This window comes from Streptomyces sp. NPDC006372 (genome assembly GCF_040612515.1).
In the GTDB taxonomy this organism is placed as follows: domain Bacteria; phylum Actinomycetota; class Actinomycetes; order Streptomycetales; family Streptomycetaceae; genus Streptomyces.
The window spans coordinates 1-19,633 of record NZ_JBEXQJ010000021.1 but is presented as its reverse complement, the minus strand read 5'-3'; the positions used below and the strand labels follow the sequence as shown (position 1 = coordinate 19,633).

Here is a 19,633-nt window from a genome sequence, read left to right as displayed (position 1 = left end):
CTCCAGAAGGAAGGGCAATCCTGAAGGGAAAGAAGGGCAGACCCATGTCAACGCTTCGTAAGACATGATGAGTTGAAGAGACCTATGCGATGATGCCTTCTCCGCCTGTCGCTGCGGAAATTTCGACACATCACAAACGGAGTTTTCCATGCAGAAGGTCATCGACTACATCGAAGAACATCGGAAAGCGTACGAGAACCATGCATTCTTCACTCGCCTGCTCACCGACGAGTCGCTCCCCGGAGAAAGGCGTCTGGCGTGGGGGCCCAGCGTGGTTCCCTTCATCATGGGCTACTCCGACCTGAACAAGTACGTCTTCCGTAAAGACGAAGGCAATGCCCGGGCCGATCAGCTACAGGCCCTTCTGAACGCGCACACGTACGAAGAGGACTTCCACTGGCAGTGGATGCTGACCGACCTGGAGAAGCTGGGGGCCGACAGCAGCATGCCCCTGTCGGACGCCACGCGGGTCCTGTGGAGTGCGGACTTCAGCCACTCTCGACGTCTCTGCCTGGAGCTGGCCGCGCTCGCCGCGGGCGCCCCCACGTACGCTGTTTTCGCGATGGTCGAGTCCATCGAGGCTGTCTCCATCACAATCTTCACCCACTGCCGCGGAATCGCCCTGCGGGACGGTCGCGAATGTGAGTTTTTCGGCACCAAGCACTATATGGCGGAGGCGTCGCACAGCATAAAGTCGCCCGAGGTAGAAGAGAAAAGCCTGCCGTCCCTCGACGACGCACAGCGCGAGGAAGCCAAGCGGGTTGTGGACCGCACGTTCTCGCTCTTCGACAACTGGTCCGGCTCGCTCCTGCAGTTCGCTCTCGAATGCGGGGACCACGAGCGCACCTACGAGAGGGTGATCCAGGAGAGCAAGAACCTGCTGCCGGAAGCCGAAGCGGTGGCCGCTGCCGCCTTCCAGCCTCGATCGTTGCAGGTCAACTGCCGGACCCAGGGGGAGAGTCACGTTCACCCGGTTGATTAGGTGATGCTGTGTCAGCGGTCAGTGCAAGGCGAGCACGGCCCCTTGTGATCATGGAGTTCTCCACACTTCACGGTCTGCAAGGTTGCCGTGCTCGCTGTTTCCTCATCACCCACGCCCATCGCCCCGCACGCGGCGCCCCTGCCCTCCTCGCCGCCGGGGGCGCTCGTGCCTGCGGGGCTGGTGGAGGGGCTGAGCCGGGTGCCTGACCCGCGTGATCCCCGGGGTGTGCGATACCGGCTGGCGACGCTGCTCGCGGTGGGCGTGTGTGCGATGACCAGCGCGGGGCACAACTCACTGACCTCGATCGCCGAGTGGGCAAGACGCTGCGATCAAGCGGTACTTGCGCGCCTCGGCTGTCCCTACGATCCGTTCACCGGCCGCTTCACAGCTCCTGGCGAGCGGACCTTGCGGGACGTTTTCGGCAAGGTGGACGCCGCCGCGCTCACCCAAGCCGGCTTCGCCCGATTGACGGCCCTGACGCCCTCATCCCCCTGCGCCACGGCACCGGATGGTGTCCGTGAGCGGGAACAACGGCGTGCGCATCGGGCCGCCGCACCGCAACAAGGCGACGCTCGGCCGTCGCAACGGGTGTTCGCGGTGGATGGAAAGTGTCTGCGCGGCGCAGTACGCGCCGACGGCAGCCGCGTGTTCATACTGACCGCCGTGCGTCACGACGACACCCTGACCGCGGCCCGGCGTGAGATCGGAGCGAAGACCAACGAAATTCCCGGATTCGCCCCGCTTCCTCGACCAGATCGACGACACCGGCCTGGCCGACCCCGTGGTCACTGTGGACGCCCTGCACGCACAGAAGGACCACGCCCGCTACCTCGTCGAACAACGCCACGCCCACTACCTTCTGTCGATCAAGAACAATCAGCCCAAGCTCTCAGGCCAGTTGAGGCAACTTCCCTGGAAGGACGCGCCCGTCCTGCACCACTCCAAGGACCGCGGGCACGGCAGGGAGGAGGTCCGCGAGGTCGCCTGGCTGTTCGGCTTCCGCCGGCTCACCGTCCGGTACGAGCGAAAGGGATCTCACTTCCTCGCCTTCCTCGGCCTCGCAGCCGCCCTCACCTGCTACAAGAAGCTCGCGAAACTCGCCACGTGAGACATCCTCTAAGAGCTGTCCCATAACCCGGTGGACGGGATCAGGCTTAGTGCGGTCCAGTGAGGCCGCGTACTCAGGGCCGGATCATGGCTACCACCAGGTGCGGTGCGTATGCCGGAGAACGGTCCGCGCGCAGCATCAAGTGGGCGCAGTACCAGGTCCGCTTGGCGCCTGCTTGCTCCGCGTCCGTACCTGTCCCAGCGTCGTAGACGGCTGCGGCCATCAACGGTGCGAAGAACTCCTCGGGCAAGCTGGCGCGTTGGAGTAGTGGCCTGCGCACAGCATGGGCCAGATGTCGCGCACGTCGGTCTTCCCGCACGCTGACCGCATTGTTGATGTCTAGCAGCCGAGCTACTTCGACCATGGATGACAGGAACGTGGGTGCTTCTGCCTCGTTGCGCTCTTCGTCGGCCATGGGAAGCAGTCTGGGCCGACCCCGGACCGAGAGGGCCGGTTTGAGCCCGCGCTGCTTCGGCAAGTTGGCAGCCGCAGTACGACGCGAGCAGGCCGCAGGTCGACAGCGCAGCCGTCGAAGGCCCACATCCGCAGCCGGTTGTAGACGCCGCGCCAGTTGCCGCGACCTCTACCGCGACGCGGTCAGGCGCCTGGTCGCGTCTCTATCGCGACTGCTGAAGCCGGCCGACGCGCTCGCCGCGACCATCGCGTCGGACCTGGAGTTCGTATCCTCCCGCGCTGGCCGCTTCCTCTATGAGTGGCAACCAGGTCCCGGGAGCACATGGTCAAGTCGCGGCAGGTGTCGAACCGACCGATCTGGCGGCGAGGGCACTGCGCAACGCACGGCAGGACGCTAGTCGACCCCTAACACTTCGACACCGTCTCGGGCACGCTTGCCGCCCTGCTTGACTCCCTCGCGTGGGGCGGCCAGTCAGGTCGCTGGTCTCCCACGATCCTGCGTGTCACACCCCAGTGGCAGACTGGCGGCACGACGAAGCTCCAAATGGGCAGGGCGATCAGGCAGGGTCACCCATCGAGCGGGCACTGCTCGGGGGTTGGCCGGTGCCACGGGGGGAGATGAGCGGCTGTGATCTTCGACAGACTTGATGTGTCGTACGGAGATATGTGGGGTTCCCACCAAGGAATGACCCATCCGGACCCGATTCCGCGCGCTCTTGCGGCGCGCAGACACGCTGCCGGTAGGGAGTACGCGGTTCTGCTGTCCTCGCGGGAGCGACCGCTGGCGCTGGTCGAATACTGGCCGCGTGGGAAGTGGCGTGTGTATCTGTTCGACGACAGGTCCTGGCGCATGCAGGTGATCGACCTCAAGCCGCATCGCACAGGAATGTTGTTGGCTCACCACAACAGCCGATGGCAGTTTTCCAACGAGCAGGCGCGCTCGTCCTGGAAGTTCGATGCTCAGGAGACCACGACCGTTTCGGCCGACGGGCAGGTCGAGGTGAGGTCCGAGTTCGCCGGGCCGAGGGGGGCCTCGACGGCGCCACTGCACGATGGAACATCCGGCCCGTCGAGCGTCCCCGTGCGGCGGTTCTCGGCGCCCGTCGAGGACTTTTTGTGCCCGGTACCGGAATTCGGCGAGTGGCAGGTGTTCGCGCCGTTCCTCGCCCAGCAGGGCCATGTGCCCGCCACGACCGTGGTCCTGAGTGACGTGTCGGTGGCAGAGGGGTCGGGACCGCTGCGCGCCACCGGAATTGAGCAACTGTTCAGTCCGGGCGCGTGTGACACCCCGGATGGGCCGGCCGTCGTCGAGCCCGTCGACGCCGGCCTGCTGCGGATCACGTCAGGGCAGCTGGCGGTCTCGGACCCCGGCTTGGTAGGAGAGACCCCGCGGACCGTCGCTGTGCCACCGGGCGAGTTTCCGGTCACGCTGTCGCTTTTGCGCACGAAGCGCGGAGCCGATGTTGCCGCGGCCAAAGTGACGTGCCTGGATATCCCGCCCCGCGAGTGGGAAATGGCTCTCCTGCCCGACGAGGATCTGGGGCTGCTCGGCGAGGGCCAGTTCTACGGGGTTGGCGTGGATACCGGCACAGCGGCTTTCCTGGATGCGACCCGGACGGTGATCGAAGACCAGCTGGATGAGGACCTGTTCATACCCCTCGACAGCCGTTTCACCGTCGAACTGCCCAGCACGGAGCCCGAGCCGAACCTCATCGCCTTCCGTGCCGGCCGGGGTGACGGGGCCTACCCTGTCTGGATCGGCCGCACCGATGACGGACAGGTTGGTTGCGTCGTCGTCGACTTCCAGCTCCATTCCGCCGGGGGAGAGTAAGGAGCCGCCGACCATCGGTGCGAGACCGCGCTGCCCGAGGCTGGGACCGCGGCGAACCTCCAGAGGGCACACGACCGATTGAGAAGCTCGACAACTCGAGGACGTCAGGGAAGCTCGCCAGCGGTACCGCGCGTCTGGTTTCGTAGGTGGGAACGGACAACATTTGTCGGCGGTTTCCGGAAGCACTTAGCGATCACTCGGTCGGAAGTGTCGATGCGAAGTGACAACACCGGAGGCCGCAACTGATCCATGCCGTGCGCCTGGGTGAGTTCGATCCAGACGATCGTGGTCCGATGCGGGGTATCCGCTGGAGGCGTTAGTCGGGGAGGTGTCTGGGGGCGGTGATGCGGGCGGTGCTTGAAGGGCCGGATGTCGGTGGGAAGTCGGCATTGAAGGGGCATTGCTCGAACTCGCAGACGTCGCGCTGCAAGTCGGCGGGCACACGTCGTTCTTCTCGACCTTGATCTGCCTACCAGGTGACCGGAAGTTCACGCACGCCGTAGACCGTCATGGCCGATCGCAGTGGCACTTCCTCGGGCGCGACAGTGAGACGTAGTGCCGGGAAGCGGCGAAGCAGTGCGGGGAGGGCGATGCGCATTTCGGCGCGGGCCAGTCGCTGCCCGAGGCACCGGTGGAGGCCGTGACCGAACGCGAGGTGTCCGGCCGTGGAGCGGGTGAGGTCAAGCGCGTCCGGGTCGGCGAAATGGTCAGCGTCCCGGTTCGCCGCGGAAAGTGCGACGGTGACGGACTCGCCAGCCTTGATCAGGCAGCCGTGGAGCTCGATGTCCTCGAGCGCGACGCGGACCACGTGCTGGATGATCGTGAGGTAACGCAGCAGCTCCTCGACCACCGCAGGGGCGTCTTCCTCCTTGTCGCGGACCTCGGCTAACCGTGCGGGGTTGGCCAGCAGAGCGAAAGTGCCCAGCGCAAGCATGTTCGTCGTTGTCTCATGCCCGGCGATCAGGAGCAGGAGCGCCAGTCCGGCTCTCTCGTCCGCAGTAAGTCCCTCGTGCGCAGCGAGCCCGCTGAGCACATCTTCCTCTGGCCAGGAACGCTTGTGTCGCAGCAGGTCCCGTAGATATGCCATGAGCTCCCTGACCGCCTCTTGCCGGTGTTCCGGTGTGAGGTCGATGTTCAAGAGCGTGGCGGCGTTCCGCTGGAACCCCTGCCTGTCGGAGTAGGGCACCCCGAGCAGTTCGCCGATCACTTGTGACGGGATCGGCAGCGCGAATGCCTTGACCAGGTCGGCCGGGCCCCCGGCGAGCTCCATCGCGTCCAACTGGTCATTGACGATCGCTTCGATCTCCGGTTCGAGGAGCTTCATCCGGCGCACCGTGAAGTCACCGGTGAGCAACCGCCGATAGTGGTCGTGCTCGGGCGGGTCCATGCGGAGGAAGAATCCCGGCGGCACGGGCGTCCTTGTCGGCTGGGCAACTGGTGAGCGCATGTGGTCCGGGCGGACGCTGAATCGGGGATCTGCCAGGATCGCCCGCGCTGCGGCGAAGCCGGTCACCAACCACCCCTGACCACCGTCGACGTAGGTCATCCGATGGATTGGGCCGAGCCCCTGCCGGCGGCGCAGTGCCTCGGGCGGATCGAACGGGTTCTGGCGGGCCGTGGGCATGACCATTGCCGGGGATGTGCTCTCCATCGGCCGCTCCTCGGTCGGTACGGGCCTCCCGATAAAACAGCACTCAATGCAAAACATCAACGGATGCAAAATTACATCGCATGCGGTAAGGTGCGGTCGTGACCAGCGACCCAGGGCTGCGCCAGCGGAAGAAGATGCGCACGAGGCAAGCGCTCATCGAAGGCGCCCTGCGATTGTTCGCGGAGAAGGGTTACGACCAGACAACCGTGGCCGAGATCGCGGCCACCGCAGACATCGCGACACGGACCTTCTTCAGCTACTTCGACAGCAAGGACGACATCGTCTTCTTCGACGACAGGTCGCGGCTGGAGCGCGCGGTCGAGATCATCGGAGAACGGCAGCCCGGCGAACCGGTGGCCGACCTGCTGCGGCGCGTCATCGACCAGAGTGTTTTCGCGGACACAGACTCGGAGTTGGCGCGGAGAGTCGGCCCAGCTCGGAGACGGCTGATCGCATCGGTCCCGGCACTTCAGGCGCGCGAGCTGCACCTGCTGTTCGACATCCAGCTACAGCTGACCGAAGCGCTCCACCTGGCTTGCCCCGAGCTGGACCTCGTCGAGGCGGCCGCGGCGGTGGGCTCGCTGGTCGGGGCGATCAAGGTCGTCGTCGCCGCATGCCAAAAGCGGGGCAACCGGCCGGAGCAGACCTACAAAGCCGTTCAAAGGGCCACCGACATCGCGATCGACGGCCTCAACTCGCTCCCCCGCCCGTAGCGTGTTCAGCGCACGCCCACTCGGTCGTGGCACGGATAGCCGGTTTTTGAGGCTCGGACGGGTCAGCCTGAGACTGCGCTCTGCGCCCGGGCGGCCCGGGTGCTGGCGAGCCGGGAGGAGTCGGTGCCGGTCTCGATGATGTTCCCGCCGAAGGTGAGACGGTCGACGATGGCCGCGCAAAGCCGCGGATCCGTACATGTCTTTGTCCACCCTCCAAACGCCTCGTTGGAGGCGATGGCGACGCTGTTCTTCTCCTCCCGCTCCGTCAGCACCTGGAACAGCAGCTCAGCGCCCCTGCGGTCCAGCTCCATGTAGCCAAGTTCGTCTATGCAGAGCAGATCGACGCGTCCGTAGCGGGCGATGGTCTTGGTCAGGACCCTCTCGTCCGCCGCCTCGACCAAACTCGTTGACCAACTTGGTGGCGAGTGTGAAGCGGACCCGGAAGCCGGCCATGGCCGCCTCGGTGCCGAGCGCGATCAACAGGTGGGACTTGCCAGTGCCCGAGTCGCCGATCAGGCAGAGCGACACGCCCTTCTTGACCCAAGTCGAAGGCCCGCAGCGACTTCTCCCGCGGGAACTGCGCCGCCTTGATCCGCCGTTCGGAGCGTCGCCGGGCCCGGTCGTCGCACTCGGCCCATCAGCAGCTCGGCGAGGAACCCGCGATACGACATCTGGTCACGGGCGGCGGCTTCGGCCAGTTCGGGGAACTGGGCCCGGATAGTGGGCAGCCGGAGCATGCGGCATGCCTGGTCGACGGCGGCGGTCGCGGCCTGTTCGGTCAGCGCGCGGTGTCGTTTGAGTGTCACGGCATCTCTCCCTGGATGGCGGGGCGGTCGGCCGGCTGCCGTACTCGCAGCAGCTGGTCATTGGCCGCGACCGAGGGCAGCGGCCGGGCGTCGGGCGGCAGCTGGGCCAGCCGCCGTTCAACAGAAGATATGGATATGGCGTGTGGCGAGGTGACGCCGCAGCGCCTCGAATTCGACGGGGGTGGGCGGATCGTGAGCGGTGAGGAACTTTGCCGTCAGCCGGCTCGCGCCGAGCGGGAGAGAGACGGCGAAGCCGGGCATTCGGCCCCGGCCGAAGCCGACTTCCAGGGGCCCACCCCCGATGTCGAGCAGCGCCAGCGGGCACCGAAGTCCTTCGTGGCGCCGAGTCACGAGGCCGCGGCTGCGTGGGTGGTGCTGCGGCCGATGTACTGCAGGCGTACTCCTGCGGGGCACGACGGTTTCGGCGCCGAAAGAGCCGACGAGTTCCTCGTCGTCCTTGGCGGCGATCGCGTCGACGCGCAGCTTTTCGTGCGTGCCGAACTGGGTTAGGTAGCCGCCGACCGAGCCGGCGGCCCCGGTGACGAGCAGGGCCGAGCCCGCCTCCGGGGCGAGCGCCATGGCGTGGTCGTCGACCAGTAGCACGGTGATGCGCTCGCCGCCCCGCCCTCGGCCGTGGCCATGATCATGCGCATGCCACCTACCGGCCGATCCTGTTCCCGGTCACGTTTTACCGGTGGTCCCCTGATGAACAGTCGGTGCTGGTCGCTCAGGAACGCAGGGGGGGGCAGGCCGGCGGGGGTACCGGCCTGTCGTGGAACGCTTCCGGTCAGGCGAGGTTCTTGGCGAAGAACTCGTCGAGTTTGCCGAAGGGGATGATGTCCCTGCGGTCGTACAGGTCGACGTGGTCCGCGCCGGGAACGACCAGGAGGTCGATGCTGTCGGGAGCCATCTTCTGGACGTCCTCGGAGTAGTAGCGGGAGTGCGCCTCGGATCCGGTCACCAAAAGGGCCTTGCGGGGCGCGAGCAGGTCGATGTTCGTCATCTGCTGGAAGGCGAAGAACGACATCGGCGTGGTCCCGGTCCATGCGGTGGTGGAGTTGATCGAGCGTGGGTGGTAGCCGCGCTTGGTGCGGTAGTAGTTGAAGAACATCGTCGTGATCGGGTCGGCGTCCGCCGGGAGGGTCTCGGGCAAGCCGCGGTTGGAGGGGGCGACGTTGCCGTTCTCGTCGAAGGGGACCTCTGCGGAGAGCCGCGCGTAGGTGCCCCTCTCGGCGTCGATCCAGCGCTGCCGGCTCAGGTGGTCCACGACCTTCTGGCGCTGCTCACGCGTGTAGTAGTCCTGGTAGCCGCGGGATATGGCGCGCGACATGTCGTACATCGCGGCCGTGGCGACCGCCTTGATACGGCTGTCCGCAGCCGCTGCGGTGAGCGCCATGCCGCTCAGGCCGCAAATGCCCTGCGCGCCGATCCGCTTGCGGTCGACGATCTTCTGCAGGCCGAGGAAGTCGACGGCGGCGCTCCAGTCCTCGGTGTTGATGTCGGGCGAGCCCACGTCGCGCACCGTGCCGCCGCTTTCCCCGGTGAAGGAGGGGTCGAAGGCGAGAGCGATGTAGCCGCGCCGGGCGAACTCGTTGGCGTAGAGCCCCGAGGCCTGTTCCTTGACCGCGCCGAACGGGCCGCTGACCGCCAGGGCGGGCAGCTTGCCCCTGGCGTTCTTCGGCACGTAGAGATCCGCAGCGAGTTCGATGCCGTAGCGGTTCTTGAACCGCACCGAGGTCCGCCTGACGTTCTCGTCCAGGGCGAACGTGTAGCCGCCCTTGGCCATGGCCTTGCCCTGTGCTGTGGTGCCCGCGGCGCGGCCGCTGTCTTCACCGAAGGCGGGCAGAGCCGTGAAGGATGCGGCAGTGGCGGCGCCGGTAACGGCGATCAGTCCGAGCGCTTTGCGACGTTCCATGGAGCGGACCTCATATTCGATCGGTGGGGGAAAGGAGTGTGGTGGTCGGTACGGTCGTGACCGGGGCGCTGCTCCAGGCAACCGCTTCCGCGCCTGCGTGACGGCGCGGACGTGGTCGTCCGTCTCGCGGTGCCCCTGCTACTGGGCGGTGTGGCCGGCGTCGACGGGCAGGGCCGCGCCGGTGACATAGCTGGCGGCGTCGGAGCACAGCCACAGCACGGCGGCGGCGATCTCGTCGGGACGGCCGAGCCGGCCCAGTGGCACTCCTGCTGCGGCTGCCTCGGTGTCGAGCTCGCCGCCGGCGGCCATCCGGGCGACCATCGGGGTCTCGATGGTGCCGGGGCAGACGGCGTTGCAGCGCACACCGTGCCTGCCGTACTGCAGGGCGACGGACTTGGTCGCTCCGATCACGCCGTGCTTGGTCGCGTGGTAGGTGGTGCGGCCATCGCCGCCGACAAGGCCTCCCAGCGACGAGCAGTTCACGATCGCTCCGGAGCCTTGCTCGCGCATCTGCTTCAGCTCGTGCTTCATCGATGCCCAGACGCCCCTGAGGTTGACCGCGACGAGAGTGTTGAACGCCTCGGCGGTCTCGTCGGCGGAGTCGACCGGCGGGAGCATGATTCCGGCGTTGTTGAACGCCATGTCCAGGCCGCCGAAGGCCTCGACGGCCGCGTGAACCGCCGATGCGACCTGGTCCTCGTCGGCGACGTCGCAGGCAACCGCGATGGCCCTCTGCCCCTTGGCTGCGAGCTCGTCGGCGAGCCGCTGGCTCGCGTCGACGTCGCGGTCGACGATCGCGACTGCGGCCCCTGCCTCGGCGAAGGCGCGGACGGCGGCCTCGCCCATCCCGGCGCTGCCGCCGGTGACGAACGCGGTCTTGCCAGTGAAGTCGTAGGTGACGGTCATGGGTGGTGTTCCTTGTGATGTGGTGCTGAGGGGCGAGGTCAGTCGCGGGACAGCTCGTCGCGCACGGCCGGGTGCGGGTCCTCGGTCTTCTGGTGGAATCAGTACCGGCCGGAGACGAGCGCCCCGGGATCCTCGGTCGTGGCGAGCCAGGCCTGGTTGACGTGAGCGAGGTCGTCGCTACCCGATGGGCCGCCGCGTGGCGGCGAGGGGACATGGGCCGCACCCCGGCCGCCCGGGCCCCGAGCATCGACGTCGAACCGACGGCCTGGCGCGGGGAGAGGAGCGCGACAGCGATCAGGGGCGGACGAGGACCTTGAGGCTCTTCCGTTCGTCCATGTCGCGATACCCGGCGGGCACGCCCTCGAGGTCCGTGACGGCGTCGAAGACCTTGCCCGGCTCTATGGTGCCGTCGAGGATGGCGGGCATCAGCTCCTCGACGTAGGCACGCACCGGAGCGGGTCCCCCTGCGAGGCGGATGTTGTGGCGGAACAGGCTGGCGAAGCCGATCGGCGCGTCCTCGTACTGCGGGACGCCGACACGGCTGATGACACCGCCGGGGCGGACGACGCCGATGGCCTGCTCGTAGGCGGGAAGATGCCCGACGGCCTCCAGCACGGCGTGGGAGCCGTGGCCGCCGGTGAGCTCGCGGACCTTCGCGATGCCCTCCTCGCCGCGCTCGGCGACGACGTCGGTGGCCCCGAACTCGCGTCCGAGGTCGGTGCGGGGCTTGTGGCGGCCCATGAGGACGATCTGCTCGGCCCCGAGGCGCTTGGCCGAGAGCACGGCCAGCAGGCCGACCGCGCCGTCGCCGATCACGGTCACGCTGTCGCCGGGCTTGACCCCGGCCATCTTCGCGGCGTGGTGACCGGTGCCGTACACGTCGGCGAGGGTGAGCAGCGACGGGATCAGCGCCGAGTCGGCGGCCACGGGCAGCTTCACCAGGGTGCCGTCGGCCAGCGGCACGCGGACCGCCTCGGCCTGGCCGCCCTCGTCGGCGATGCCGTCCCAGAAGTTCGCCTCGTGATGGCTGCAGGAGGTCTGCAGGTTCTCTCGGCAGAACTGGCAGACGCCGTCGGAGACGGCGAACGGGGAGACGACGAGGTCGCCCTTCTTCAGGGTGGCGACGTCCGCGCCGACCTCCTCGACGACGCCGAGGAGCTCGTGGCCCATCCGGGCCGGTCCGGCCTCGGCGGTCATCGAGTGGTAGGGGTGCAGGTCGGAGCCGCAGATGCAGGACGCGGTGATCCGCACCAGGGCGTCGGTGGGGTGCTTGATGCGGGAATCGGGGACGTCCTCGATCCGGACGTCGCCGGCGGAGTGCATGAGCGCTGCGCGCATGAGGGGTGTTTCTCCTGTCGATGAGTGGTGGGTCCGATGCGTGCGGGCGGTTCAGCCGAGGACGGCGTCGACCGGGGCGTGGTCGACGTAGAGGCGCATGTCGGCGAGCTTGCTGTCCGTGATGGCGAAGATCGAGCAGGCGGTGATCTCGATGACGCCGCCGTCGTTCAGGTGGTAGACGCACCGCACCTCGAGGATCACGACGCCGTCGTCCTCCTGCCACACCCGCAGCAGGCGGTGCTCGATGCGCTCGAGCTTGCCCGCGAGGTCGGCCATGAGGGCGAGTACGCCGTCCGCGCCGGTGATGGTCGGGTGGTTGGCGAAGGTCAGGGTCACGTCGTCGGCGTAGAAGGCGCGGAGGCGGTCGAAGTCCTTCGCCTCCAGCGCGCCGAAGTAGTCGTTCAGCGCTCGACGGTCTCCTGCGGCGCTGGTGCCACGCAGATGCTCCTCGGGTTCGGTGGATGGCGCAGGCCGGGATGGTGGTCAGCGGACGTCGGACCGGCGCAGCTCAGGCCGCGCCGCGCGGGGCGATCTCGACCGTCGCGGCCCGCGGGCCCGCGGCGATCATGGGCGGCAGGTACGGGCTGCCCGCGTACTTCTCCCGGTAGGCCTGGTCGATCCTGTCGTTCAGCTCCGGATCGTCGACCAGGGCGAACGCGACCGCGTGCTCGCTGCCGGCGGCGGTGATCCTCCCGGCGCGCTGCGCGACCGCGGAGCGGTACCAGCGTCCGCGGGTGCCGTTGTAGGCGCGGACGAACAGCCGTCCGTCGACGACGACCGACCAGATCCAGGTCAAGGTGCCGGTGGTCTTGCCGTCGGCGCGGTAGGGGGCGATGTGCAGGTCGTCGGTGGCGGCGATCTTCTCGATCGTCTCCGCGGGCCATACGGTCATGGGCGTCTCCTGTCCGGTCGTCACTTTTCGGTCTTCTCCACGGGAAACTCCAGGACGATCCGTCCGCGGGTTCCGCCGCTCTCCATCAGGCGGTGCGCCTCGGTCGCCTCGGCGGCGGGGCGGACGCGGCCCACGCGCATGCTCAGCACGCCCTTCTCCACGAGCTCGCGCAGCCGCGAGATCGCCGCGTGGTCAGTCGCCCGCTCCCGGACGTTGAGCACGTGGGAGCGGATGCCTCGTCCGGGGTCTGCGTCGTAGGCGCGGAAGCTGGCGATCTGGCCGCCGTTGCGGATCGCGCCGACGATCCCATCGCCGAGGACCGCGGCGTCGGCCACCGCGTCGACCCCGTCCGGGAACAGGTCGCGCACCCGCTGCGCCGCGTCCTCGCCGCGGGCGACGAAGTCGGTGGCCCCGAAGGAGCGGACCAGGTCCTCGTCGGACTCGGCGGCGACCGCGACGACCCGCAGGCCCTCGGCCGTGCCGAGCTGGGTGAGGTACCCGCCGACCGATCCGGCGGCACCGGTGACCAGCAGGGTCGCCCCCGGCTCCAGGGCCAGCGCGTCCAGGGCGTTACGAGCGGTCAGGGAATTGTTCACGAACGACGCTGCCTCGATGAAGCTCGCACCTTCCGGGGCGCGGGTCACCGACGCGACGGGCAGGACGACGACGTCGCTGTAGCCGCCGTGCGCGCCGGCGAAGTCGACGAACGCGACGACCGGATCGCCGACGGCCAGGCCGGGCTCCAGCTCGGCGTCGGGGCCGACCTCGTCAACGACGCCGGAGATCTCCATGCCGGGCACGAACGGGGGCTCGAGCCCTTCGTGCGCCGCGGCGAACGCCCCGGTGCGCATGAGCGCGTCGACCGGTGCGATCGCGGCCGCGCGCACCCGCACCCGCACCTCGCCAGTGCCGGGACGCGGCTCGGGCAGATCCACCACCTCGAGTACCTCGGGGCCGCCGTAGGTGTTCAGGCCGATGGCCTTCATCTGTGCAATTCCTTCCAGCACGATCCGTAAATGCCCATCCAGCGTCACCCGCGTCCCGGGGCGCTGCCAGGCACTCTCAGGGCCCCCCAATGCGGGAATGGCCGCCATAGCCTTGAGACATGGAGTTTCAGAAGGAGATCAGGGACTTCCTGATGAGCCGCCGTGCCGCCGTCACGCCCGAGCAGGCCGGTCTGCCGTACGTCGGCGGGGACCGCCGCGTCGCAGGCCTGCGCCGCGAGGAGGTCGCGATGCTCGCCGGCGTCAGCGTCGAGTACTACACGCGCCTGGAGCGCGGACGCCTCGGCGGCGCGTCCGAGAGCGTGCTCGACGCGATCGCCCGCGTGCTGCAGCTCGACGAGGACGAGCGCGCCCACCTCTACGACCTGGCCCGCAGCGTCGCCCCTGGATCCCGCCGCAGGCGCGCCAAGCCCGCCGCGCCGATCACGGCGGCGGTGCAGCAGGTCCTCGACTCCATGAGCGTGCCCGCCATCGTCCAGAGCGGTCGACTGGACCTCCTGGCCGCGAACGACCTCGGCCGCGCCCTCTACTCCCCGCTCGACGGCATGGCCGAGCAGCCGCCGAACTTCGCCCGCTTCGTGTTCCTCGACCCCCGCGCGGAGGACTTCTACGCCGACATCGACGCCGGCAAGGACCTCCTCGTCGCCGTGCTCCGCGCCACCGCCGGCCGCGACCCGCTAGACAGGAGGACGACCGACCTGATCGGCGAGCTCTCCGCCCGCAGCACCGACTTCGCCGCCCGGTGGGCCAAGCACGCCGTGCGCCGCCACTCCCGCGGCCGCAAGGTCATCCACCATCCGGCCGTCGGCACCCTCGACCTCGAGTACACCGACTTCGACCTGCCCGGCGACCCCGACGTCTCGATCGTCACCTACACCGCCGCGCCGGGCAGCCCAAGCGCCGACGGCCTCGTCCTGCTCGCTTCCTGGGCGCAGACGCGCAAGCACGAAGCCGAGGCGATCCCCCAGCAGGAGGACGATTCCGCAGGCCGGCGCCGCGGCTGACTTTCAGCCCGCCCCGAGGTCTCCCACGGACGACTCGCACCGGTCGCAGCGCGATGCGCCGCGATCCTGGACTCCCGACCCGTGCCGCTTCGGAGGACGGCCGCGAACTTCGGCTCGCCCTCGACGACGTCCTGGACCTGGTTGTGCGCGTGACCGGCGACCAACTCAGGAGATCGCAGGACGACACCGTGACCAGCCCGCCCGTCAGCCGTTCCACCGCACAAGTCCCTGCGTTGCGCTGAGTGTTGCGGTAGGTGTTGCGTAGGCCTCCACAGCGTCCTGGAGTCCGCCCAGGTCACCACGGGCGTACGACATGGTCGGGTTGCTGACATCCCCGATGCGCCCCCCCTTCGACCATGCCCTGGCCGGAGTTGAGGATGAGCGAGGGGCGGGATGGGCGGCGCGGACGCAGCCGAGGATCGGGGCGCGCTCGCTCGCGTTGCGCGTCGGCGGGGCCTCCGCACCCGGCCGCCGTCAATGCCGGCCCCTCACCGACGGCTGGTAGGGATCACTGAGCTTCTCGAAGACAACGCCTTCCATCCTGACCGACGCCCATGACAGCCACTTGCACACGGTGGCCGGGGCGATGGTCGACGGACACAGCACCCACGGCGCGAAAAGCCGGCGAGCGGCGAACATCGACTCCAGCGCGGCCCCGCCGCCGCTGGTACGGCCACCCAGTCGTGTGCATCCCGGACAACCTGAGCAGATCGAACGCTGAAGCGTGCAAGTTCGCGGAATCCGGAACGACGTGGGCCCCGAACCCGCCGTCGAGTTTTCTGCTCGTCCGCAATGGCGGACCAGTTGGAATGCGGAAACTGCGCGCGTCGAGCTGGCCCGGCCCTGGCGTTCATGCGTGCAGTGGCTCAGCAGGCCCACAGGGTCTGCTGAGCCACTGCGTGTTGAGAGGCGGGTGTCAGACGCGTCCGAGGGGATGGTCCGAGCCGCCTTCGAGGAGGGGGCCAGGGGCCTGGGCTCCATCGTTGGCCCAGTTCCGGTCCGGGGCGGCGTACTCGGCTGACACCCACTGGTAGAGGTGCTTCTCGGAGCCCGCGCGGGAGTCGGACGCCGGGACGTCGCCGCGCTGGTACTTGCCGGTGAGGAAACCGCCGGCCAGGGGGGACCAGGGCAGCAGGCCGATGTCGTTGTGCAGGGCGGCCGGGACGACTTCCCATTCGCTCTCGCGGGACAGCAGGCTGTGCTGCAGCTGCAGCTGCAGGGTGAGGGGCGAATCGCCGGATGCGCGATGGATTGGGCCGTCATGGTCATCCGCCTCCTTCGAGGAGCTGCTCCAGGCGACTGCGGGGAAGCTCCTGCCGGAAGGATGGAGGGTTGACGCAGCGTCAAGGTCCAGCCCGCTCCGACCGCGGCACCCGGATCGCCGACGCTGATGCGGGTCGTCCCGCACGTCAGTTCCGCCGTCGGCTGGCTCATACGTGCCCCGGTATTGGGTGGTGGTGCCGGGAGGCCGCATACTCGGTGATCGTTGCGGAGCCGCAGGGCGGTGGCTGCTGCGACCGATCGGTGGTCAGACAACGAAGGGCATGGGGGACATGAGTGGTGGCAACCGGCCGATAATGCCCGAGTCGGTGGACAGTCCAGCTCTGCGGACACCGCCGACAGGCAAGGCGGCGCGGTGGCTGCTGCGTCACCAGGTGCAGCCGGTGGGGCCCGCGGCCGGTGAGAGCCATGCCGAGCCGCATGCCTGGTGGAAGGTGATGTGCCTGACCGGGGTCGACTACTTCTCCAGCCTGGCCTACGTGCCGGCGATCGCTGCGTCGGCCGCTGGGGCCGTCTCTCCTCTGGCGACGCTGCTGATCGTGGCGTTGACGTTGCTGGGGATGCTGCCGATGTACCGGAAGGTGGCGAAGGAGAGCCCGCACGGCGCGGGGTCGGTCGCCATGCTGGAGGATCTGCTGCCGTTCTGGTGGGGCAAGCTGTTTGTTCTGGTCCTGCTCGGCTTCGTGGCCACCTCGTGGATCATCACCATCACCTTGTCCACGGCGGACGCTTCCGTACACGTGGTGGAGAACCCCTTCTTCCCCTCCGTACTCCATGGCCACGAGGTCGCCCTGACCGTGGGGCTGCTGCTGGTGCTGGGAGGTGTATTCCTGCTCGGGTTCAGTGAGGCGGTCAGTGTCGCCATCCCGCTGGTCGCCGTCTTCCTGGCGCTCAACGCGGTGGTCATCGGTGTGGGCCTGGTCCATGTGTTCACAACAGACGGCGCGCTGTCGGTCTGGACCGACGCGCTGGTCGACGGCGGAGGCGGCTTCGGTGACCTTGCCGGTCCGGCACTGCTGGCCTTCCCGCTGCTGGTGCTGGGTCTGTCCGGCTTCGAGACGGGGGTGAGCATGATGCCGCTCGTGGCGGCCGACGGTGCCGACGCCGAGCAGCGGCTGCGCTCGCGGATCCGCAACGCCCGGCGCCTTCTGACGACGGCCGCTTTGATCATGAGCGTCTACCTGCTGGCCGCCAGCTTCGTGACCACCGTCCTCATTCCGGAGAAGGAGTTCGAGCCCGGCGGTGCGGCCAATGGCCGGGCGCTGGCCTGGCTGGCGCACGAGCATGTCAGCGAGGCATTCGGCACCGCCTACGACATCAGCACCATCCTCATCCTGTGGTTCGCCGGTGCCTCCGCCATGGCAGGGTTGATCAACATCGTTCCCCGCTATCTGCCCGACTACGGCATGGCCCCCGAGTGGGGACGAGCGGTGCGTCCGGTCGTCATCGTCTACACGGCTCTGTGCATCCTGATCACCATCGCCTTCGACGCCGACGTCGATGCCCAGGCCGGTGCCTACGCGACGGGGATCCTGGCGATGATGGTCTCCGGCGCCTTCGCCGTGACCGTCTTCGTCGCACGTAACCGCCGGCGCACGAGTACCGTCGGTTTCGCCCTGCTCACCGCGGTCCTGTTCTACGCGCTGGTGGCCAACATCGTCGACAAGCCCGACGGCATCGCCATCTCCGGCTTCTTCATCCTGGGCATCATCGTCGTATCGCTGATCTCCCGCGTCTCGCGCACCACCGAACTGCGCGCCGACCGCATCGTCTTCGACGAGGCCGCCCGCCGGTTCATCGCCGACACCCTCGCCCACGACGAGTCCATCAACATCATCGCCAACCGTCGCCAGGCCGGCGACTTCGCCGAGTACAGCGCCAAGGAACGCGAACAGCGCGGCACCAACCCGGTGCCGGGCCCGGCTGACGTGATCTTCCTGGAGATCGACGTGGTCGACCCGTCCGACTTCAGCGAAACCCTCACCGTCCACGGCGTCGAAGTCGACGGCTACCGCATCCTGCGCGCCGAGGCGCCGGCCGCCCCCAACGCCATCGCCGCCATCCTGCTCGCCCTGCGCGATGCCACCGGCGTGCGGCCGCACTGTTACTTCGCCTGGGCCGAAGGCAGCCCCCTGGTGCACATGATCCGATATTTCCTCCTCGGCCGCGGTGACACCGCCCCGGTCACCCGCGAGATCATCCGCAGCAACGAACCCGACCACGACCGCCGCCCCGGTATCCACGTCGGCGGCTGAGCCCGTCACCTCAGCCTGGCGACGCGGCGGACCGCCGACCGATAGGGAACAGACGCGATGTCGCACCCTGACGACCCCGACCGCGGTCTCCGGCGCATCCAATGCGGTCTCTTCCTCCTTATGGCCGCCCTGCTGACCGCCGGATTCTTCACCGCATCGCTGTGGCTTCTGGGGCTCGGCGCCTGGGCTCTGATGAGGGCGGCGGCCACAGCATCTGGACCTGCCGGTGGCGGCCTCACCCTGAGGGGCAGGGGCTTACGTCGGCGTCTTGCCACCTGCGGGGTCCGGGGGCGGATGACGGCCACGTGCGGTGCAGCCTGGTAGGTGACAGCAAGCTTGTCCGTCCGCATGCGAGGCCGGTTTCGGCGTTCGGTCGTCGAAAGTACAGCGCGAGTTCCTGCCGACGGTGCGGGCGGCGCGGCTCCGGCAGGCGGCGGACAACGACGATGGGGCGGCGTACGCCGACGCGGTGCCGGAGCATGCCGCCCTCGAGCGGGACGAACCGCCGGAGGCAGCCCGCGCGGTCACTTCGGGTCGCGGTTGAACACCGCCTTCGACCAGCGGTAGCCGAGCGCCGCCAGGCCCAGGCACCAGACGATGGTGATCCACCAGTTGTTGCCGATCTCGGTGCCGAGCAGCAGTCCGCGCAAGGTCTCGATGGCGGGCGTGAACGGCTGGTACTGGGCGATCGGCTGGAACCAGCCCGGCATCGCGTCGACCGGGACGAAGGCGCTGGAGATGAGCGGCAGGAAGACGAGCGGCAGCGCGTTGTTGCTGGCTGCCTCGGCGCTGGGGCTGACCATGCCCATCCCGACCGCGATCCAGGTGAACGCCAGGGCGAACAGCGCGAGCAGCCCGAATGCCGCGATCCACTCCAGGACCGTGGCATCCGTGGATCGGAAGCCGATGGCCACGCCGACGGCGCCGACGAGAGTCACGCTGACGACCGACTGCACCACGCTGCTGATGACGTGTCCGATGAGCACGGAACCGCGGTGGATCGCCATCGTTCGGAAGCGGGCGATGATGCCCTCGGTCATGTCCATGGAGACGGACACCGCGGTGCCGACCAGGGTGCCGCCGATGGTCATCAGCAGGATGCCCGGGACGAGATACGCGATGTACTCGGAGCGGTCGGCGCCGCCACCGCCGATGCCCGCGCTCATCACGTCGCCGAAGACGTAGACGAACAACAGCAGCAGGACGATCGGCGTGAGCAGCAGGTTCAGGGTGAGGGACGGGTAGCGTCGCGCGTGCAGGAGGTTGCGGCGCAGCATCGTGGAAGAGTCGCGCAGGGCGAGGGAAAGCCGGGTCGGGTGGGCGGGAGCCAGGGGGGTGCTCATCGGACAGCCTCCTTGGGCTGATCGGTGCCGCCGGTCAGGGCGAAGAACACGTCGTCGAGGTCGGGGGTGTGCACGGTCAGCTCGTCGGCCTCGATGCCGGCCGAGTCCAGCCAGTCGAGGATGGAGCGCAGTTCGCGCTGGCTGCCGTCGCTGGGGATCTGCAGCGCCAGCGCCTCGTCGTCCCGGGTGA

Annotated in this window: 16 protein-coding genes and 4 pseudogenes; 7 read left to right on the top strand and 13 right to left on the bottom strand. The window is 68.4% G+C overall.

Features of this window, described 5'->3' with window-relative positions; all coding sequences use genetic code 11:
• Window positions 1-148 precede the first annotated feature (148 nt).
• The 3 genes and pseudogenes from ABZ016_RS26780 to ABZ016_RS26770 all read left to right on the top strand — a co-directional run.
• Window positions 149-982 carry a hypothetical protein gene (locus ABZ016_RS26780; RefSeq protein WP_356919245.1) on the top strand — a complete coding sequence of 278 codons (834 nt, stop codon included), beginning with the start codon at window positions 149-151 and terminating at the stop codon, window positions 980-982.
• Between the two features lie 87 nt (window positions 983-1,069).
• A pseudogene (locus ABZ016_RS26775) lies at window positions 1,070-1,375 on the top strand (transposase family protein); the annotation flags it as partial.
• A gap of 580 nt (window positions 1,376-1,955) precedes the next feature.
• Window positions 1,956-2,090, top strand: a pseudogene (locus ABZ016_RS26770) (IS5/IS1182 family transposase); the annotation flags it as partial.
• Between the two features lie 73 nt (window positions 2,091-2,163).
• Here the strand turns inward: ABZ016_RS26770 and ABZ016_RS26765 are convergent.
• Window positions 2,164-2,505 carry a hypothetical protein gene (locus ABZ016_RS26765; RefSeq protein WP_356919244.1) on the bottom strand — a complete coding sequence of 114 codons (342 nt, stop codon included), beginning with the start codon at window positions 2,503-2,505 and terminating at the stop codon, window positions 2,164-2,166.
• 819 nt (window positions 2,506-3,324) lie between these two features.
• On the opposite strand from ABZ016_RS26765, the gene ABZ016_RS26760 reads away from it, so the two are divergent.
• The gene (locus tag ABZ016_RS26760) at window positions 3,325-4,335 is read left to right on the top strand and encodes a DUF4241 domain-containing protein (RefSeq protein WP_356919243.1); all 1,011 of its coding nucleotides are present in this window, start codon (window positions 3,325-3,327) and stop codon (window positions 4,333-4,335) included.
• A gap of 469 nt (window positions 4,336-4,804) precedes the next feature.
• On the opposite strand, the gene ABZ016_RS26755 is transcribed toward ABZ016_RS26760, so the two are convergent.
• Entirely contained in the window at window positions 4,805-5,986 is a 1,182-nt protein-coding gene (locus ABZ016_RS26755) for a cytochrome P450 (protein WP_356919242.1), read from the bottom strand.
• Between the two features lie 98 nt (window positions 5,987-6,084).
• Here ABZ016_RS26755 and ABZ016_RS26750 point away from each other — a divergent pair, with 98 nt between their 5' ends.
• Window positions 6,085-6,699 (top strand): helix-turn-helix domain-containing protein, encoded by a 615-nt coding sequence (locus tag ABZ016_RS26750; RefSeq protein ID WP_356919241.1) that lies wholly within the window; start codon window positions 6,085-6,087, stop codon window positions 6,697-6,699.
• A 62-nt stretch (window positions 6,700-6,761) separates the two neighbouring features.
• Here the strand turns inward: ABZ016_RS26750 and ABZ016_RS26745 are convergent.
• The 8 genes and pseudogenes from ABZ016_RS26745 to ABZ016_RS26710 form a co-directional block, all read right to left on the bottom strand.
• A pseudogene (locus tag ABZ016_RS26745) lies at window positions 6,762-7,505 on the bottom strand (ATP-binding protein).
• 117 nt (window positions 7,506-7,622) lie between these two features.
• Complete coding sequence (locus ABZ016_RS26740; RefSeq protein ID WP_356919240.1) at window positions 7,623-8,108, bottom strand: hypothetical protein; 486 nt, start codon at window positions 8,106-8,108, stop codon at window positions 7,623-7,625.
• A gap of 184 nt (window positions 8,109-8,292) precedes the next feature.
• Complete coding sequence (locus tag ABZ016_RS26735; protein ID WP_356919239.1) at window positions 8,293-9,420, bottom strand: alpha/beta hydrolase; 1,128 nt, start codon at window positions 9,418-9,420, stop codon at window positions 8,293-8,295.
• Between the two features lie 138 nt (window positions 9,421-9,558).
• Window positions 9,559-10,326, bottom strand: a complete 768-nt coding sequence (locus ABZ016_RS26730; RefSeq protein WP_356919238.1) for a glucose 1-dehydrogenase — start codon at window positions 10,324-10,326, stop codon at window positions 9,559-9,561.
• 294 nt (window positions 10,327-10,620) lie between these two features.
• Window positions 10,621-11,664, bottom strand: a complete 1,044-nt coding sequence (locus ABZ016_RS26725; protein ID WP_356919237.1) for a zinc-dependent alcohol dehydrogenase family protein — start codon at window positions 11,662-11,664, stop codon at window positions 10,621-10,623.
• A 51-nt stretch (window positions 11,665-11,715) separates the two neighbouring features.
• The gene (locus tag ABZ016_RS26720; RefSeq protein WP_356919359.1) at window positions 11,716-12,069 is read right to left on the bottom strand and encodes a nuclear transport factor 2 family protein; all 354 of its coding nucleotides are present in this window, start codon (window positions 12,067-12,069) and stop codon (window positions 11,716-11,718) included.
• A 103-nt stretch (window positions 12,070-12,172) separates the two neighbouring features.
• Window positions 12,173-12,556 carry a DUF2255 family protein gene (locus ABZ016_RS26715; RefSeq protein WP_356919236.1) on the bottom strand — a complete coding sequence of 128 codons (384 nt, stop codon included), beginning with the start codon at window positions 12,554-12,556 and terminating at the stop codon, window positions 12,173-12,175.
• Window positions 12,557-12,576: 20 nt separating this feature from the next.
• Window positions 12,577-13,542: an NADP-dependent oxidoreductase gene (locus ABZ016_RS26710; RefSeq protein ID WP_356919235.1), complete on the bottom strand. Its 966-nt coding sequence runs from the start codon at window positions 13,540-13,542 to the stop codon at window positions 12,577-12,579.
• A 119-nt stretch (window positions 13,543-13,661) separates the two neighbouring features.
• Between ABZ016_RS26710 and ABZ016_RS26705 the strand changes: the two genes are divergently transcribed.
• Window positions 13,662-14,564: a helix-turn-helix transcriptional regulator gene (locus tag ABZ016_RS26705; protein WP_356919234.1), complete on the top strand. Its 903-nt coding sequence runs from the start codon at window positions 13,662-13,664 to the stop codon at window positions 14,562-14,564.
• Window positions 14,565-15,480: 916 nt separating this feature from the next.
• Here the strand turns inward: ABZ016_RS26705 and ABZ016_RS26700 are convergent.
• Window positions 15,481-15,972, bottom strand: a complete 492-nt coding sequence (locus ABZ016_RS26700) for an aldo/keto reductase (protein ID WP_356919233.1) — start codon at window positions 15,970-15,972, stop codon at window positions 15,481-15,483.
• A gap of 136 nt (window positions 15,973-16,108) precedes the next feature.
• Here ABZ016_RS26700 and ABZ016_RS26695 point away from each other — a divergent pair, with 136 nt between their 5' ends.
• Entirely contained in the window at window positions 16,109-18,100 is a 1,992-nt protein-coding gene (locus ABZ016_RS26695; RefSeq protein WP_356919232.1) for an amino acid transporter, read from the top strand.
• A 524-nt stretch (window positions 18,101-18,624) separates the two neighbouring features.
• Here ABZ016_RS26695 and ABZ016_RS26690 read toward each other — a convergent pair.
• Both ABZ016_RS26690 and ABZ016_RS26685 read right to left on the bottom strand, forming a co-directional pair.
• Window positions 18,625-19,443 carry an ABC transporter permease gene (locus ABZ016_RS26690; RefSeq protein ID WP_356919231.1) on the bottom strand — a complete coding sequence of 273 codons (819 nt, stop codon included), beginning with the start codon at window positions 19,441-19,443 and terminating at the stop codon, window positions 18,625-18,627.
• Window positions 19,440-19,633, bottom strand: a pseudogene (locus tag ABZ016_RS26685) (ABC transporter); the annotation flags it as partial. The gene ABZ016_RS26690 and the pseudogene ABZ016_RS26685, both read right to left, overlap by 4 nt.

Bases quoted from the DNA above. Each gene is read 5' to 3' on its own strand.
- ABZ016_RS26780 (WP_356919245.1), top strand. From the start codon at position 149: ATGCAGAAGGTCATCGACTACATCGAAGAACATCGGAAAGCGTACGAG.
- ABZ016_RS26765 (WP_356919244.1), bottom strand. From the start codon at position 2,505: ATGGCCGACGAAGAGCGCAACGAGGCAGAAGCACCCACGTTCCTGTCA.
- ABZ016_RS26755 (WP_356919242.1), bottom strand. From the start codon at position 5,986: ATGGAGAGCACATCCCCGGCAATGGTCATGCCCACGGCCCGCCAGAAC.
- ABZ016_RS26735 (WP_356919239.1), bottom strand. From the start codon at position 9,420: ATGGAACGTCGCAAAGCGCTCGGACTGATCGCCGTTACCGGCGCCGCC.
- ABZ016_RS26730 (WP_356919238.1), bottom strand. From the start codon at position 10,326: ATGACCGTCACCTACGACTTCACTGGCAAGACCGCGTTCGTCACCGGC.
- ABZ016_RS26725 (WP_356919237.1), bottom strand. From the start codon at position 11,664: ATGCGCGCAGCGCTCATGCACTCCGCCGGCGACGTCCGGATCGAGGAC.
- ABZ016_RS26715 (WP_356919236.1), bottom strand. From the start codon at position 12,556: ATGACCGTATGGCCCGCGGAGACGATCGAGAAGATCGCCGCCACCGAC.
- ABZ016_RS26710 (WP_356919235.1), bottom strand. From the start codon at position 13,542: ATGAAGGCCATCGGCCTGAACACCTACGGCGGCCCCGAGGTACTCGAG.
- ABZ016_RS26705 (WP_356919234.1), top strand. From the start codon at position 13,662: ATGGAGTTTCAGAAGGAGATCAGGGACTTCCTGATGAGCCGCCGTGCC.
- ABZ016_RS26695 (WP_356919232.1), top strand. From the start codon at position 16,109: ATGGGGGACATGAGTGGTGGCAACCGGCCGATAATGCCCGAGTCGGTG.
- ABZ016_RS26690 (WP_356919231.1), bottom strand. From the start codon at position 19,443: ATGAGCACCCCCCTGGCTCCCGCCCACCCGACCCGGCTTTCCCTCGCC.